Origin of the sequence: Plantibacter sp. VKM Ac-2880, from assembly GCF_015351235.1 — a bacterium.
Lineage (GTDB): Bacteria > Actinomycetota > Actinomycetes > Actinomycetales > Microbacteriaceae > Plantibacter.
Genome location: NZ_JADKSJ010000002.1, coordinates 274,915 through 290,123, shown reverse-complemented (window position 1 = coordinate 290,123; position 15,209 = coordinate 274,915). Strand labels below are relative to the sequence as shown.

The window sequence follows — 15,209 nt, the reverse complement described above, 5'->3', positions numbered from 1 at the left end:
CTGCAGCGCCCGTGCCAGTCCGCGGACCGGGCCTGTCCTAGAGCCGCCCCGACGCCTTCAGCGCGATGTAGGCGTCCGCCAGGGCGGGGGGTAAGGTCTCCGGTGATCCGGTGACGACGTCCGCTCCGAGCTGCCTGATGGCCGCCGACACCCGCTCGATGTCGAGAAGCGCCCGTTCGGCGGAGGCCGCGCGGTAGACGCTCTCCCGGCTGCCGCGGTCCCGCGTCGCTTCGATCGTCGCCGGGTCGACGACGCTCGTCACGACCACCGTGTGCCGCTGCGTGAGTTGGGGGAGCACCGCGAGCAGCCCTCGCGCCGCGCCTGGAGCGTCGATCGACGTCTGCAGGACGACGAGTGCGCGCTGGTTCGTGATCTGCCTCACCTGGCCGGGGACAGCGTCCCAGTCGGTCTCGATGAGTTCGGGGTCGACGAGCGCCATCGCGTCGACCATCCGCGACAACAACTCCGGCCCGGTCGCGCCCTGCACCCGACCCCGCACGCGTCGGTCGTAGGCGAGGTAGTCGATGCGGTCACCGGCCCTCGTCGCCAACGCCGCCAGCAGCAACGCCGCTTCGAACGCGGTGTCGATGCGCGGCTCGTCGACGATGCGCGCGGCGGACGTCCGTCCGGTGTCGGTCACGATGACGACCCGGCGGTCGCGTTCGGGCCGCCACGTGCGGATCATGACGTCGCCACGTCTGGCGGTCGCCCGCCAGTCGATCGATCGCACGTCGTCACCGCGCACGTATTCTCGGAGCGAGTCGAACTCGGTGCCCTGACCGCGCACCATGACGCTCGTCGCGCCATCGAGTTCGCGCAGGCGCGCGATGCGGCTCGGGAGGTGTTTCCGAGACGCGAACGCCGGGAGGACACGGAGGTGTCCCGGGCTGTTGAGCGTCGCCTGCCGCGCGAGGAGACCGAGCGGCCCGAACGACCGCACCGTCACCTGTGACACCCTGCGCTCGCCGCGACGGAAGGGCATGAGCACGAGGCTGACGCTCCGCCGCTCGCCGGGCGGGAGGTCGACACGGAGGCGGGCGGTCGGCGCCCCTGCCGACGGCTGCCAGGCGTCGCGGACGAGGGCGCGCACGCGACGGCCACCGCGGTTGGTCAGCAAGAGCGTGCTCGTCGCCGATTCGCCGAGCCGGATCCGCGACGGGAGCACCCGTTGCAGGATGATCTCGCGCGGCGACCCGGCGAGGACGAGGTCGAGGACGCCGAGGAGGGCGACGAGGCCGAGCCAGACGGCGAACGCCCAGGCCGCGTCATCCGTGAGCACACCGATCACCACGATCGGCACGATGCCGAACGCGACGAATGCGACGAACCTCCCGGTGACGGCCATCTAGATGGGGACCTGGACCTGCTGCATGATCGACCGCAGGATGGCGTCCACCGAGACGCCTTCGAGCTCCGCCTCCGGGCGCAACTGCATCCGGTGGCGCCAGACGGGCAGGACCATGGTCTGCACGTGGTCCGGGGTGATCGACTGATAGCCGCTCAACCAGGCCCAGGCCTTCGCCGACGCCAGCAGGGCGGTCGTCCCGCGGGGACTGACGCCGAGCCGGACGGAGGGGCTCCGTCGTGTAGCGCGGGCGAGGTCGACGACGTAAGCGAGGACGTCGGCACTGGCACCGACCCGGCCGACCTCCACCTGTGCGGCACGGAGTTCGGCGGCGCCCATCACCGGGGTGACGCCGGCGGCGGCCAGGTCCCGGGGACTGAACCCGGCGGCGTGGCGGCGGAGCACCTCGACCTCGACGTCCCGCTCCGGAACGTCGAGCACGAGCTTCAGGAGGAATCGGTCGAGCTGCGCCTCCGGGAGCGTGTACGTGCCCTCGTACTCGATCGGGTTCTGCGTCGCGGCGACGATGAACGGGTCGGGGAGCGGCAGTGAACGGCCGTCGACGCTGACCTGGCGTTCCTCCATCGCTTCGAGCAGGGCTGACTGGGTCTTGGGAGGCGTCCGGTTGATCTCGTCGGCCAAGAGGATGTTCGTGAAGACGGGGCCCTCGCGGAACTCGAATTCGCCGGTCTTCGCGTCGTAGACGAGCGATCCGGTGACGTCGCCCGGCATCAGGTCCGGGGTGAACTGCACCCGCTTCGTGTCGAGGCTCAGGGCGTGACTGAGCGATCGGACGAGCAGCGTCTTGGCGACGCCGGGCACACCCTCGAGGAGCGCGTGTCCCTTCGCGAGGAGGGCGATCACGAGGCCGGTGACGGCGGCGTCCTGGCCCACGACGGCCTTGCCGACCTCAACGCGCACCTGGGCGAGAGCGCGTCGGAGGTCGTCGGGGCTCGGGGTGGTGGTTCCGGGCGCTGGGGCGTCGGTCATGGATGGTTCCTTCCGGTGAGGTCCGTGGCGCGCGCGACGGCGGCTTCGAGATCGAGCAGGTGATCGGAGAGGGCGACGAGGTCGGCATCACTCGTGGGTTCGGCGTCGAGGAGGACGGCGCGGACGTGCCGGGGGTCGAGACCGGCCACGCCGGAGACCGTGTCGGCGACCTCGACGACCGAGGCGTGACGGGAGAGCCCCGTCGCGACCGCTAGGCGGGAGACGGTGCCGATGCGCAGTGCGTCGAGGGCACGCCGGCGGTTCGCGGAGCGCTGGTAGAGCCGCGCACGACCCTCCATCGTCTCGCTCGCCCGGACCGCCACCGGCAGGTCCTCGATGACGAGCGGACCGAACCGGCGCCCGCGCCAGATCATGGCGAGGACCGCCGTGATGACGACGGTGCCCGTGACCCCGGCGACCCAGCCCGGGGTCAGTTCGTCAAGGCTCGGCGGGCCCGTCACTGGCACGTCGGCGAGGCTCGGGAGGTACCAGACCAGCTGCTCGGTGCCGCCGAGCAGTCCGAGGGCCAGCGCCGCGTTCCCGGCTCGGTCGATCACATCGTTCGTGAGCGCGTCAGCCGACCCGAGCAGCACCCGTTCGCCGTCGTCCTGCGAGATCACGGCACTCCCGCCGGTATCTCCGGTGAAGCACCCTTCGGTGTCTGCGTCCGTCGACGTGTACAGCGTCCACCCGCCCGTGACCGACTCGGCCCGGTCGGCGGTGTCGTCTGCGCAGTCCGCCTGGAGGACCTCGGTGGCGTCGGCACTTCCGGCGAAGGACACCCCGGGGAAGAGCGTGCGGAGCACCGATGCGCGCGGCGTGACCACGACGAGTCGGGCGTCGGCGTCGCTCAGCCGCTCGAGCTGCTCAGCGTCCAGCAGACCCGTCGGATCGAAGTACAACACGGTGGTCTCCGAGTCCTCCACCGCTTCGAGCGTCGCGTCGAGGGTCGTCGTCTCACTCACGGTGACCCCCTCCTGGCGGAGGACCTGGGCGAGCGCCCGTCCGCCGTTCGGAGTCTGGTTGCCGGGGCTCAGGAGGGCGGCGTCGATGGAGGCGCCGCGGGTCACGAACATGAGAACGAGCGCGACGCCGATCGCGAACACCGCCGCGATGATCCAGAACCGGTTCCGTCGAAGTCTCGTGCGGAGCCGCGGCGTGGCGACGTCGGGTTCGGGTTGCTGCTCCGCAGCGGGTTTCGTCGTGAGGGTCACCGGCGGACGTCCTCCGGCTCGGCGAGGAAGGCGGGTGCCGCCGTGGCGAGTCGGGCGTCCAAGGCCTCGAGCTCGCGGTACTGCTCCTCGGTGCCGGTCGCATCGAGGTACCGGACGGCGTCGAAGACGTCGGCCGCCCGCTCGAGCGGGCGGCCCTCGGCGGGGAACGCCGCCGCCGCCCGGGCCGCGAAGCCGTGTGCCGTGGTGCCGGGGGACACCACCACGATCGTCCGCTCGGAGACCCCGCGGGCGATGGCGCGGTAGAGCTCCTGCAGCGCCACGGTCCAGTCGCCGGCACCGGCCGCCGTCCTCGCATCGCGTCGCAGCTGATCGGCGGTCCGGTCGTCGCGCTCACCGAACAGGTCCAGCTGCCGGGTGCTCCGTCGGTTGATGCGCGGGACGCCCCACACGATGAACGCGATCACGATGCCGACGACGACCACCGTCATCGCGATGATCGGGAACAGCCCGGTGAACGGCCCGTCTCCTGGCACACGGAGGGAGTTGACCCAGTCCCAGAAGGCCTTCGAGATGATGTCCCACAGAGACGGTTGCGCCGTCTGGTACTCGGGTTTCGACAGCTCGCGTTGCAGGAGGTCACGTGCGCCCGGCGCGTCCGGGACGAGCGGGACGTCGAGTCGCGAGGTGAGGACCAACGGGTTCATCGGGGTGCTTTACCCCCGGCGGCGGTGAGGTCGAAGGGGTTGTCGACCGCCTCACGGCCTCCGGACCGGGCCTCCACGAAGCGGGCCAGATCGAGGTCGAGGCCCTCCTTCCGCATCCGCAGATCGATGTAGATCACGGCGGAGGTGGCGCTGATGACGACGACGGTGATCGCGCCGATGATGACGGAGACGAGCAGGGACAGGCCCTGAGCGGCGATGGTCGCCACGATCATCGTCGCCTCGGAGTCGACACCGACGAGGATCACGGGCACGAAACTCGCGAGCAGACTGATGGGCGTCGCGACGACCTGCGAGGCGACGCTGACGACCGAGGAGACGAGGAACTGGACGCCGAACGTCCGCCAGAAGTACCCGTCGGTCAGGCGCCACGACCGCGCCAGCGCGGGGAACACCCGACTGTTCTCCAGGACGATGATGCTCGGTGTGAGGGAGAACTTCGTCCCCAACCAGGCCGATGCGACGACCAGCACCAGGAGCGCCGCGATCGCCATGAGCACGGTCAGGACCACGCCGGCTCTGCCGCCGAGTCCGGTGAGGACGAACCCGAGGCCGACCGCGACGGCGATGAAGACGGTCACGACGCCGATGAGGAGGAAGGTGTATCCGATGAGCGGGAGGAAGCGTTTTTTGGTGCGACGCCAGAGGACCCCGAGCGGCAGCTTCTCGCCGAGGGTGCCGCGGGCGACCTCCTGGGCGATGATGCCCTGCAGGATCGCGCTCCCGGCGATCGAGACCGCGATCGGGATGAGCGAGGAGAGGATGATCGCCGTGATCGCGCCGGCACCGATGGCGTCCTCCTCGCCAGGGGCCGCCTGTGACAGCCGACTGAACGAGAGCCAGGCGACGAGGCCCACGATGACGAGGGAGAGGACCGCGGTGAGGCCCTGGAAGAGCAGCGCACTCCCGAACGTGGCCTTCGGGTTCCGGCGCAGGACGAGGAAGGGGGCACCGAAGAGGTCGCTGAAGGACAGCGGACGGAGCGGGATGAGTCCCGGCTTGGGCGGGGGAGCCCAGCCCTGCTGGGGACCGGGGGCCCACTGCGCGGCGTTCGCGTAGGGGTTCGCGTCGTAGCCGGCGCTCGGAGCCGCCTGAGGTGTGCCGTACCCGGGCTGCTGGTAGGGGGCGGACTGGGTGTAAGGAGCCTGTCCGTAGGCGGGCTGCTGTCCGTACCCCGGCTGTTGGCCGGAGGCGGGCTGCTGTCCGTACCCCGGCTGTTGGCCGGAGGCGGGCTGCGCGCCGTATCCGGGCTGTTGCTGCGGGTATCCGGAGGATTGTGGGTACCCGGGCTGCTGCGGTGTCTGTCGGGATGGCGCCTCTGCCGACCCGTCCGGTCTCCGCGGCTCCTCGGGGTTCGTCCACGGGCGCTGACCCTGATCGCCCATCTCGCCCCCAGCTCGCTGTTCACCGTCCATCAGCAGCACCCCCTCGCCGTCTCGAACTCCTCCATGTTGTCACACCGGACCGGTCCGGGACCGGACCTTCGGCGGTTCCTGGGGACAGTTCGACTACGCTGAGGCGAGACGTAAGGACACCGGTCAGGCAGCGCGGCCGGCCGGTCACACCCGAGACGGAGCTATGAACGCACGCATCCTCGTCGTCGACGACGACACCGCACTCGCCGAGATGATCGGCATCGTCCTGCGCACCGAGGGTTTCGAACCGTCGTTCTGCGCGGACGGCAGCGGCGCGCTCCAGGCGTTCCGCGACACGAAGCCCGACCTCGTCCTGCTCGACCTCATGCTCCCCGGCATCGACGGGATCGAGGTCTGTCGCCTGATCCGGCAGGAGTCCGGCGTCCCCGTCATCATGCTGACCGCGAAGTCCGACACCGCGGACGTGGTCAAGGGCCTCGAATCCGGAGCCGACGACTACATGGTCAAGCCTTTCAACCCGAAGGAGCTCGTGGCCCGGATCCGCACGCGGTTGCGCGCCCCGGCCGCCGACCTCGCCGAGACGCTCCGCATCGGCGACCTCACCGTCGACGTCGCCGGCCACGAGGTCCGTCGCGCCGACGGGGTCATCGGCCTCACCCCGCTGGAGTTCGACCTCCTGCTCGCGCTCGCGAGCAAGCCGCAGCAGGTGTTCACCCGCGAGATGCTGCTCGAGCAGGTGTGGGGGTACCACTACAAGGCCGACACCCGGCTTGTGAACGTGCACGTGCAACGGCTCCGCGCCAAGGTCGAGGAAGACCCGGACAACCCTAAGATCGTCATGACGGTCCGCGGCGTCGGGTACCGCGCCGGCGCCGTCACCGGCTGATCCGACATGGCCTCCCGACTCGCCGGCTGGGCGGCCGACTGGCGTCTCTGGCGGACGTGGCCGCAGCAGCTGCGCTCGCAGTGGCGGCGCTCGCTGCAGTTCCGGACCGTCGCCATCACCGTCGGGCTGTCGGGACTCGCCATCCTCCTCACCGGTGCCTACCTCTCCTTCAGCATCGGGAACGATCTCTTCCAGTCCCGGCTGCAACAGGCGCTCGCCGGGTCCAGTCGAGCCATCGCCTCGGCGCAGAGCATCCTCGACGCCTCGGATGCCAGCGAGCGGGTCGCCCTGCAGCAGCTGATGGGGACGGTGCGGACCGACCTCCAGACCACGTCCGGCAGCAGCCTGATCGCCGCTTACCGTGCCCCGGGTCAGGACTTCAGCCAGGTGACGCCGCCAGGCTTCGAATCCCCTGGGCTCGCCGGCGGCGTGATCTCGGACGAACTCACCGAGGCGGTCCGAGCCGACCCGGACACGCTCCAGTGGCAGTCGGTCACTCTGACCACCGCTGACGGTTCGTCGACCGCCGGCATCGTCGTCGGTTCGGAGGTGTCGATGCCGACCGCGGGGTCGTATGAGATCTACCTCGGGTACGACCTGAACGAGTCGGAGCAGACACTCGGGTTCGTCCAACGCACCCTGTTCCTGGCCGGTGTCGGCCTGATGATCCTCGTCGGAGGCGCGGCGTGGTTCATCGTCAGGTTCGTCGCGACGCCCATCCGCTCCGCCGCCGAGACGAGCCAACGTCTGGCCGGTGGTGACCTCGACGTCCGCATGCCGGAGAAGGGCGAGGACGAGCTCGCCACGCTCGCCAGGTCCTTCAACGGCATGGCCGCGAGCATGCAGAAACAGATCAAGGAACTGGCCGAGCTCTCGCTCGTGCAGCAGCGGTTCGTCTCGGACGTCTCCCATGAGCTGCGCACGCCGCTCACGACGATCCGGCTCGCCGGCGACGTGCTCTACGACCAGCGGGACTCGTTCCCCCCGGCGACGGAGCGGACGGCGGAGCTCCTGCACGACCAGGTGGGCCGGTTCGAGATCCTGCTCGCCGACCTGCTCGAGATCAGCCGGTACGACGCGGGGAGCATCGAGCTCGATCTCGAGCCGACGAGCCTCGTCCACCTTGCGGAAGAGGTCGTCGACGAGCTGCGACCCCTCGCTGAGCCGACCGGGTCGGATCTCCGCATCGTCGCGCCCGGCGGGTACTCGGCGGTCCCGATGGACCCACGCCGCATCCGTCGGATCGTGCGCAACCTCATCGGCAACGCCATCGAGCACGGCGAAGGGAAACCGATCGTGGTGTCGGTCGACAGCAACGAGTCCTCGGTCGCCATCGCCGTCCGGGACTACGGCCAGGGGATGACCCCCGAGGCGACGGAGCGGGTGTTCGACCGCTTCTGGCGCGCGGACCCGTCACGCAAACGGACCATCGGTGGAACGGGTCTCGGGCTCGCCATCTCCCTGGAGGACGCGATCCTCCACGAGGGGTGGCTGGAGGTCTGGTCCGAGCCGGCGGGCGGTTCGTCGTTCCGCCTCACGATCCCGCGCGAACCGGGGACGGAGATCGTGCGATCGCCGATCAGTCTGCCCCCGGACGACGCGATCGAGTCCATCGTCGACGAGCTGACCGCCCCGACGACGCGCTCGCTCCAGACGGTGACCGCACCCGACGACGATGAGGAGGATGCTCGTGGTTGACCGCTCCACACGACCTCGACGACGACGATCCGTCGCGCGGCGCCTCGCCGCCGCGGCCCTCCCGGTGCTCCTCGTCGCGGTGCTCTCCGCCTGCGTCGGGATCCCTCGTGGCGGTTCGGTGCAGGACGGCGGCACCGTCGGAGGTGGCGACGGCGATGTGGACGTCAACTTCATCGCGCCAGGCCCGACGGAGGGCGCGACCCAGGAGCAGATCCTCCGCGGGTTCATCGACGCCGCCGCGAGCCCGCAGAACAACTACGAGATCGCCCGCGAGTTCCTCGCACCGGAACTCCGGTCCGACTGGGATCCCGACGCCGGGGTGACGATCGACCAGGGCGGGCGGACCTTCGCGCCCGTCGCCGACGCGGTGCAGCTGACCGTCAGCCCCGTAGCCGCGGTGGACGACCGCGGCGAGTACCGCGAATCGGCGAACTCCTCGCCCCTCAGCTGGACCTACGGGTTCATCCAGGTGCGGGGGGAGTGGCGCATCGCGTCCGCACCACCCGGCATCGTGCTCGAGGCCTCGACCTTCGCCGACGTCTTCGCGGCGTACTCGCTGAGCTACTTCGACCCGAGCTACACGCGACTCGTGCCGGACCAGCGCTGGTTCCCGTCCCGGGCCTCCACGGCGACGCGGATCGTCGGGGCGCTGCTCGACGGGCCCGCGGAGTGGTTGAAGGGCGCGGTCGCGACGGCGTTCCCCGAGGGGACGTCACTCACGAGCGACGCGGTCCCGGTCGAGGCGGGTACCGCCCGCGTGGACCTCACCAAACCTGCCTTGCAGGCCGACGCGGTCACCCTCCAGCGGATGCAGCTCCAGCTGACGAGCAGTCTCGTGCAGCTGTCCGGCAGCGTGGGCGGTGTCGCAGCGGTCTCGAACGTCGCGATCACCGTGGTCGGCAACTCGACCCAGACGGTGTCACCGTTGACGCTCGCCGCACCACGCGTCGACCCCAGGGCGCTCGTGCAGCGCGGTGACGAGTTCGGCTTCGCCTCCGGCGACGGGATCGAGACGGTGCCGGGGATCTCGGCGGCGGTCGTCGCGGCCGGAGCGGACGCGGCGGTGCTCTCGGCCGACCACGACCAGGCGGCGGTGCGGTCCGCGGCGGGCGTCACGGTCGTCCAGGCCGACGGCGACGTCCGGCTGGTGGACGACCGGCCGGGGCTGCTGCCGCCGACCATGGACCCGTTCGGATTCACCTGGACCGTCCCCGCCACCGCGCCCACGGCGCTGCTCGCGCACGACGCGGCCGGCGGCACGGTCCAGGTCACCACGAGCTGGACGGGTGCATCCACGATCGACTCGATCCAGGTCTCCAGGGAGGGGACCCGACTGGTCGCCCTCCTGCGCGACGGGACCCAGTCCCGACTCGTGGCCGCGGCGATCATCCGCGGAGATCGGAACGCGCCGCTGCGGCTCGGCGACCCCGTCGAGCTCCGCGTGATGTCCTCGGCGGCGAAGACCGTCACCTGGGTCGACGACATCACGGTCGCCGTGCTCCTCGACGGCGATGAGCAGACGACGATCCTCACGCAGCAGATCGGCGGGCGCTCGGCGCCGGTGCCGCCGTTGGCGAACGTGACGACCCTCGTCGGCGGGAACGGGCTCACCCAGCTCCGGGCGCTCACGAGCGATGGCCGGCTCCTGCTCCCGCGGGGATCGAGTTGGCAGGAAGCGGGTGGCGACGTCCGGTTCATCGCGACTCAGTTGGGTTCGCCCGACTGAGCGACCGCGCTCCACACCGTGCCGCCGACCCGCCGGCGTGCCCCATCGATCGATCCTGCTCCGCGACGTCCCAGCGGCGCAGGATCATCGGAGGATGACCTCCACCCTCGACCGACAGGCGGCCGTGAACGCGACCCGAGCGGCCTGTCTCGACGCCTGGGCGTTGCTCGTGCCCGTGGTGTGCGCCGGCTGCGGGTCGCCCGACCGCGGCCTCTGCGACCGGTGTCGCACCCGCCTGCGTGCACCGGGCGGCCCCGGATCCGACGCCCGAGTGCGCTGGTCCTGCCCGGACGGCACCCCGGGGCTCGCCGCGCGTCGGTACGACGCGCTCGTCGGCGCCGTCCTGCTCGCCTACAAGGAGGACGCACGGGTCGGGCTCGTCCGGCCGCTGGCCGCAGCGCTGGAACCCGCATTCCGGCTCGCGATGGCCGAGGCGGCAGGTACCGACGGCGTCACCCCGGAGATCGCGACCGTCCCGGCCAGACGACGCGCCGCGCGGGAGCGGGGCTTCCATCCGGTGGAGCGGATCGTCCGGCGGCTCGGCGCCCGACCACACCGACCGCTCCGGTGGGTCCGTGAGCCGGCCGATCAACGCGACTTCGGCCGCGCGGAGCGGTTCGCGAACCTGGACGGTGCACTCGTCGCCCGTGAACCGCTCGACGGTCGTCGGTTCCTCCTCGTCGAGGACGTCGTCACGACCGGTGCCACGGTCGCGGAGGCGATCCGTGCGGTCCACGCGGCGGGCGGTGTCGTGGCCGGTGTCGTCGCGCTCGCCCGGGTCGACGGGTGAACGGTAGGGGTGCCGGACAGCCGTCGGGTGAACACACGCCGAACTCCGCTGATGACTTCCGCAGCCTCGGGCACTACGGTGGCAGAACGGCGCGAAAGACCGCCCGAGACCGGGTGGTCAGCCGGATGAGGAGGTCGAACGTGGATATCAACATCGTCGGACTTGGACTCGGCATCACCGATCGGTTCCGCGAGTACGCGACCGAGAAGGCGGAGAAGGTCGCCCATCTGGTCGAGCAGGCGCAGTCGCTCGACATCAAGGTGTCCCGCCACAACGACGCCAACGGTCGCAAGGGTGAGGACCGCGTGGAGCTCACGCTCGTGGGGCCGGGGCCGCTGGTCCGGGCGGAGTCGACCGGCTCCGACAAGTACGTCGCCTTCGACCTGGCGATCGCCCGCATGCTCGAGCGCGTCCGCCGGTCCAAGGACCGCAAGCAGGAACACCGCGGCAAGCACCGGACCTCCTTGCACGCGGCGAGCAGCGAGGGCTTCAGCGGGGTCGACATCACGCCCGCGGCACCGGAGCTCATCGAGCAGGTCGCGACCGGGAGCGTCGCGACGCTGACCCGAGAGGACGAGGAACCCGAGGCGTACTCGCCCGTCGTGATCCGCACGAAGGAGTTCCCCGCCGAGTGGATGAGCCTCGAGGAGGCGGTGGACCGCATGGAACTCGTCGGTCACGACTTCTTCCTCTTCATCGACGCCGCCTCGGAGCGCGCGAGCGTCGTGTACCGCCGGAAGGGCTGGGACTACGGCGTGATCAGCCTCGAGGACGGCTCGAAGTAACGTCAGCTCCACCCGCCGACGCGGTCGCCCGGTTCGCCGGGCGGCCGCGTCGTGGTGTGTCGGTCCCGACGTCGAAGGCGGGGTCGCGCGCGCGCAGTCGTGCAGACGTCGCCGCGAGCCACTCGAGTTCCGCGGCGGCGCGTCGGCGCCGCGCGTCCAGGCCGATCCACGCGATGTCGCCCTGCGGGGTCGGTGGGAGGGCGGCGAGCGTGCTGTCGAGGTCCTGGGCGAGGTCGAGGGTCCACGCCTGCTGCACCGCGATGACCCCGTGGGCGTCGACCCCGCGCAACGACGCCGCGAGCGCGACCTTGTTCGGGAGTTCGTCCCGTGAGGCGCCCGTGGTGACCGGTGTCGACCACCAGGTGTCGAGGACGGCCAAGCCCGCAGTCGTGATCCGGTAGAAGACGTGACCCTGCCCGTTCACCGCGGCGCGTTCGACGAGCCCGTCGCGCTCGAGTCGATCGAGGGTCGCGTAGGCCTGGCCGACGTTGAGCGCCGTCGTCGGTGTCGTCCGGCGGTCGAACTCCGCGCGCAGCCGGTACCCGTAGTCGTCGCCGGAGGCCAGGATCGCGAGGAGACCGTGCTTGACCGACATCGAACCTCCCACATATACCTACGCCGTATGGTGTGGCCAGCCTAGTGACCGGACCCTCGCGCGGGACGGCGGCGCTCCGAGGACATCGGCGGACGGCCGATACACAGGGTCCACTCAAGCGACTCACCGCTAACATGTTGAGAGGACTGCCCCGTTCTGGTGCACCCCGTCCGTCCAGGTCAGTCGACCCGGGTGGAGATCAGGAACACGTAATGGAGAGCAATTCGTGGCCTCACCACTTGAGAAGATCCTTCGCGTCGGCGAAGGTCGCATCCTCCGGAAGCTGACCAGCCTCACGAAGGCGGTCAATGCCCTCGAGGACGACTTCACGGAGTTGAGCGACGAGGAGCTGAAGAGCGAGACCGTCGAGTTGCGAGAGCGCTTCGAGAAGGGCGAGACCCTCGACGACCTCCTCCCCGAGGCGTTCGCGGCGGTGCGCGAAGCGGCGCGTCGCACGATCGGCATGCGGCACTTCGACGTCCAGATCATGGGTGGTGCCGCCCTCCACCTCGGCAACATCGCCGAGATGAAGACCGGTGAGGGCAAGACGCTCGTCGCGACCCTCCCGGCGTACCTCAACGCGATCGCCGGCAAGGGCGTCCACATCGTCACGGTGAACGACTACCTGGCGTCCTACCAGTCGGAGATCATGGGCCGCGTCTTCCGCGCGCTCGGCATGACCACCGGCGTGATCGTCGAGGGTCAGACGCCGGAGCAGCGTCGCGAGCAGTACGCCGCCGACATCACCTACGGCACGAACAACCAGTTCGGCTTCGACTACCTGCGCGACAACATGGCCTGGCAGGCCAAGGACATGGTGCAGCGCGGCCACTTCTTCGCCGTGGTCGACGAGGTCGACTCCATCCTCATCGACGAGGCGCGGACCCCGCTCATCATCTCCGGGAAGGCCTCCGGCGAGGCGAACCGCTGGTTCCAGGAGTTCGCGCGGCTCGCCGTCCGGCTCGAACCCGGCGAGGACTTCGAGGTCGACGAGAAGAAGCGCACCGTCGGCGTGCTCGAGCCCGGTATCGAGAAGGTCGAGGACTACCTCGGCATCGACAACCTCTACGAGTCCGCGAACACCCCGCTCATCTCGTTCCTGAACAACGCGATCAAGGCCCGCGCCCTGTTCAAGAAAGACAAGGACTACGTCGTCATGAACGGCGAGGTGCTCATCGTCGACGAGCACACGGGCCGTATCCTCGTCGGTCGTCGCTACAACGAGGGCATCCACCAGGCGATCGAGGCCAAGGAGGGCGTCGCCGTCCAGGCGGAGAATCAGACGCTCGCCACGGTGACGCTCCAGAACTACTTCCGTCTCTACGAGAAGCTCTCCGGCATGACCGGTACGGCCGAGACCGAGGCGGCGGAGTTCATGTCGACCTACAAGCTCGGCGTCGTACCCATCCCGACGAACCGTCCGATGCAGCGCATCGACCAGTCCGACCTCGTCTACAAGAACGAGGAGGCGAAGTTCGCCCAGGTCGTCGAGGACATCGTCGAGCGGCACGAGCAGGGCCAGCCGGTGCTGGTCGGCACGACGAGCGTCGAGAAGAGCGAGTACCTGTCACGGCTCCTCGCCAAGAAGGGAGTGAAGCACGAGGTCCTCAACGCGAAGAACCACGCGCGTGAAGCCGCGATCATCGCCCAGGCCGGGCGGCTCGGCTCGGTCACCGTCGCCACCAACATGGCCGGACGTGGAACCGACATCATGCTCGGCGGCAACGCCGAGTTCCTCGCCGTCGCCGAGATGAACGCGAAGGGTCTCAGCCCGATCGAGACGCCCGAGGAGTACGAGGCGGCGTGGGACGAGGTCTTCACGGAGGTCAAGGCCGCGGTCAAGGTGGAGGCCGACAAGGTCATCGAGGCCGGTGGCCTGTACGTCCTCGGCACCGAGCGCCACGAGTCCCGCCGTATCGACAACCAGCTGCGCGGTCGTTCCGGACGTCAGGGCGACCCGGGTGAGAGCCGCTTCTACCTGTCGCTCACCGACGACCTCATGCGCCTGTTCAACGCCGGCGCAGCCGAGAGCCTCATGGGTCGTCAGAACGTCCCCGACGACCTGGCGATCGAGTCGAAGATCGTGAGCCGCGCGATCCGCAGTGCCCAGTCGCAGGTCGAGGCGCGCAACGCCGAGATCCGCAAGAACGTGCTCAAGTACGACGACGTCCTCAACCGCCAGCGCGAGGCGATCTACTCCGACCGCCGCCACATCCTGGAGGGCGACGACCTCCACGACCGCGCGCAGCAGTTCCTGGAGAGCGTCGTCGACGACGTGCTCGACGAGCACACCGGCGAAGGCAACGGCGACGACTGGGACTTCGACGCCCTCTGGGCGGAACTCAAGACCCTCTACCCGGTGGGTCTGACGATCGACGAGGTGGTCCAGGAGGCCGGAGCGAAGGGACGGATCAACCGCGACTTCATGCGGCGCGAAATCCTCTCGGACGCGAAGCTGGCGTACACCAACCGCGAGGAGTCCCTCGGGGCCCCCGCGATGCGCGAGCTCGAGCGTCGCGTCGTGCTCCAGGTGATCGACCGCCGTTGGCGCGACCACCTCTACGAGATGGACTACCTGAAGGACGGTATCGGCCTCCGTGCCATGGCGCAGCGCGACCCGCTCGTCGAGTACCAGCGCGAGGGATACGCGATGTTCCAGCAGATGATGGGGCAGATCCGTGAGGAGAGCGTCGGATTCCTGTTCAACCTCGAGGTCGAGGTGAACGGCGAGGTCGACTCGGGTGCTGCCGCACCGGCGATCACGGCCAAGGGCCTGACGCAGGAGACACCCGACACCGAGAAGCTGAGCTACTCCGCGCCGAGCGAGCAGGGTGGCGTCGAGGTGCGCAACCAGCGCGGGCAGATCGAGAAGGCGGCGACCGAGCGTGCTCAGCGTCTGCAGCAGGCCGGCGGCACCGCAGGTGCGGGCGCTCCGGCGACGAAGTCGACCCCGTCGGCCAAGTCCGCGCCCACGGCGAAGGCGACGCGTGGGGCCTTCGGACAGCAGTCCGACGCGGCGCCCGCGGCGCCGAGCAACCGTTCCGACCGACGCAAGCAGGGCAAGAAGAAGTAGTCACTCCGCGCACGACGAAGCCCTCCGGACCAGGAGTCATCGGTCCGG

Annotated in this window: 12 protein-coding genes; 6 read left to right on the top strand and 6 right to left on the bottom strand. The window is 69.9% G+C overall.

Features of this window, described 5'->3' with window-relative positions; translation table 11 throughout:
- Nucleotides 1-37: 37 nt before the first annotated feature.
- The 5 genes from ITJ57_RS13555 to ITJ57_RS13535 are packed head-to-tail and all read right to left on the bottom strand — an operon-like array spanning nucleotide 38 to nucleotide 5,647.
- On the bottom strand, nucleotides 38-1,345 hold the full coding sequence (locus ITJ57_RS13555; protein WP_194670633.1) for a DUF58 domain-containing protein: 1,308 nt from the start codon (nucleotides 1,343-1,345) through the stop codon (nucleotides 38-40).
- Nucleotides 1,346-2,335, bottom strand: coding sequence for a MoxR family ATPase (locus ITJ57_RS13550; RefSeq protein ID WP_056781708.1), 990 nt, complete (start codon nucleotides 2,333-2,335; stop codon nucleotides 1,346-1,348).
- On the bottom strand, nucleotides 2,332-3,549 hold the full coding sequence (locus ITJ57_RS13545; RefSeq protein ID WP_194670632.1) for a DUF4350 domain-containing protein: 1,218 nt from the start codon (nucleotides 3,547-3,549) through the stop codon (nucleotides 2,332-2,334). Before ITJ57_RS13545 ends, ITJ57_RS13550 begins: the two co-directional genes overlap by 4 nt.
- Nucleotides 3,546-4,214 carry a DUF4129 domain-containing protein gene (locus ITJ57_RS13540; protein WP_194670631.1) on the bottom strand — a complete coding sequence of 223 codons (669 nt, stop codon included), beginning with the start codon at nucleotides 4,212-4,214 and terminating at the stop codon, nucleotides 3,546-3,548. Before ITJ57_RS13540 ends, ITJ57_RS13545 begins: the two co-directional genes overlap by 4 nt.
- The gene (locus tag ITJ57_RS13535) at nucleotides 4,211-5,647 is read right to left on the bottom strand and encodes a hypothetical protein (protein ID WP_194670630.1); all 1,437 of its coding nucleotides are present in this window, start codon (nucleotides 5,645-5,647) and stop codon (nucleotides 4,211-4,213) included. Before ITJ57_RS13535 ends, ITJ57_RS13540 begins: the two co-directional genes overlap by 4 nt.
- A 163-nt stretch (nucleotides 5,648-5,810) precedes the next feature.
- Between ITJ57_RS13535 and mtrA the strand changes: the two genes are divergently transcribed.
- The 5 genes from mtrA to hpf all read left to right on the top strand — a co-directional run bounded on the left by mtrA (nucleotide 5,811) and on the right by hpf (nucleotide 11,493).
- On the top strand, nucleotides 5,811-6,494 hold the full coding sequence (gene mtrA / locus ITJ57_RS13530; RefSeq protein ID WP_056012662.1) for an MtrAB system response regulator MtrA: 684 nt from the start codon (nucleotides 5,811-5,813) through the stop codon (nucleotides 6,492-6,494).
- 6 nt (nucleotides 6,495-6,500) lie between these two features.
- Nucleotides 6,501-8,192 carry an MtrAB system histidine kinase MtrB gene (gene mtrB, locus ITJ57_RS13525; protein WP_194670629.1) on the top strand — a complete coding sequence of 564 codons (1,692 nt, stop codon included), beginning with the start codon at nucleotides 6,501-6,503 and terminating at the stop codon, nucleotides 8,190-8,192.
- Nucleotides 8,185-9,918 carry an LpqB family beta-propeller domain-containing protein gene (locus ITJ57_RS13520; RefSeq protein WP_194670628.1) on the top strand — a complete coding sequence of 578 codons (1,734 nt, stop codon included), beginning with the start codon at nucleotides 8,185-8,187 and terminating at the stop codon, nucleotides 9,916-9,918. Before mtrB ends, ITJ57_RS13520 begins: the two co-directional genes overlap by 8 nt.
- A 94-nt stretch (nucleotides 9,919-10,012) precedes the next feature.
- Nucleotides 10,013-10,708, top strand: coding sequence for a ComF family protein (locus ITJ57_RS13515; RefSeq protein ID WP_194670627.1), 696 nt, complete (start codon nucleotides 10,013-10,015; stop codon nucleotides 10,706-10,708).
- 140 nt (nucleotides 10,709-10,848) lie between these two features.
- Complete coding sequence (hpf, locus tag ITJ57_RS13510; RefSeq protein ID WP_056012652.1) at nucleotides 10,849-11,493, top strand: ribosome hibernation-promoting factor, HPF/YfiA family; 645 nt, start codon at nucleotides 10,849-10,851, stop codon at nucleotides 11,491-11,493.
- On the opposite strand, the gene ITJ57_RS13505 is transcribed toward hpf, so the two are convergent.
- A complete protein-coding gene (locus tag ITJ57_RS13505) occupies nucleotides 11,468-12,088 on the bottom strand; it encodes a PadR family transcriptional regulator (protein ID WP_194670626.1) in 621 nt (206 codons plus the stop codon). The genes hpf and ITJ57_RS13505 overlap by 26 nt on opposite strands.
- A 226-nt stretch (nucleotides 12,089-12,314) precedes the next feature.
- On the opposite strand from ITJ57_RS13505, the gene secA reads away from it, so the two are divergent.
- Nucleotides 12,315-15,161, top strand: coding sequence for a preprotein translocase subunit SecA (gene secA, locus ITJ57_RS13500; protein ID WP_194670625.1), 2,847 nt, complete (start codon nucleotides 12,315-12,317; stop codon nucleotides 15,159-15,161).
- Nucleotides 15,162-15,209 lie beyond the last annotated feature (48 nt).

Excerpts from the sequence above, each read along its gene's own strand:
- ITJ57_RS13555 (WP_194670633.1), bottom strand. The coding sequence starts at position 1,345 with ATGGCCGTCACCGGGAGGTTCGTCGCATTCGTCGCGTTCGGCATCGTG.
- ITJ57_RS13550 (WP_056781708.1), bottom strand. The coding sequence starts at position 2,335 with ATGACCGACGCCCCAGCGCCCGGAACCACCACCCCGAGCCCCGACGAC.
- ITJ57_RS13540 (WP_194670631.1), bottom strand. The coding sequence starts at position 4,214 with ATGAACCCGTTGGTCCTCACCTCGCGACTCGACGTCCCGCTCGTCCCG.
- ITJ57_RS13535 (WP_194670630.1), bottom strand. The coding sequence starts at position 5,647 with ATGGACGGTGAACAGCGAGCTGGGGGCGAGATGGGCGATCAGGGTCAG.
- mtrA (WP_056012662.1), top strand. The coding sequence starts at position 5,811 with ATGAACGCACGCATCCTCGTCGTCGACGACGACACCGCACTCGCCGAG.
- mtrB (WP_194670629.1), top strand. The coding sequence starts at position 6,501 with ATGGCCTCCCGACTCGCCGGCTGGGCGGCCGACTGGCGTCTCTGGCGG.
- ITJ57_RS13515 (WP_194670627.1), top strand. The coding sequence starts at position 10,013 with ATGACCTCCACCCTCGACCGACAGGCGGCCGTGAACGCGACCCGAGCG.
- ITJ57_RS13505 (WP_194670626.1), bottom strand. The coding sequence starts at position 12,088 with ATGTCGGTCAAGCACGGTCTCCTCGCGATCCTGGCCTCCGGCGACGAC.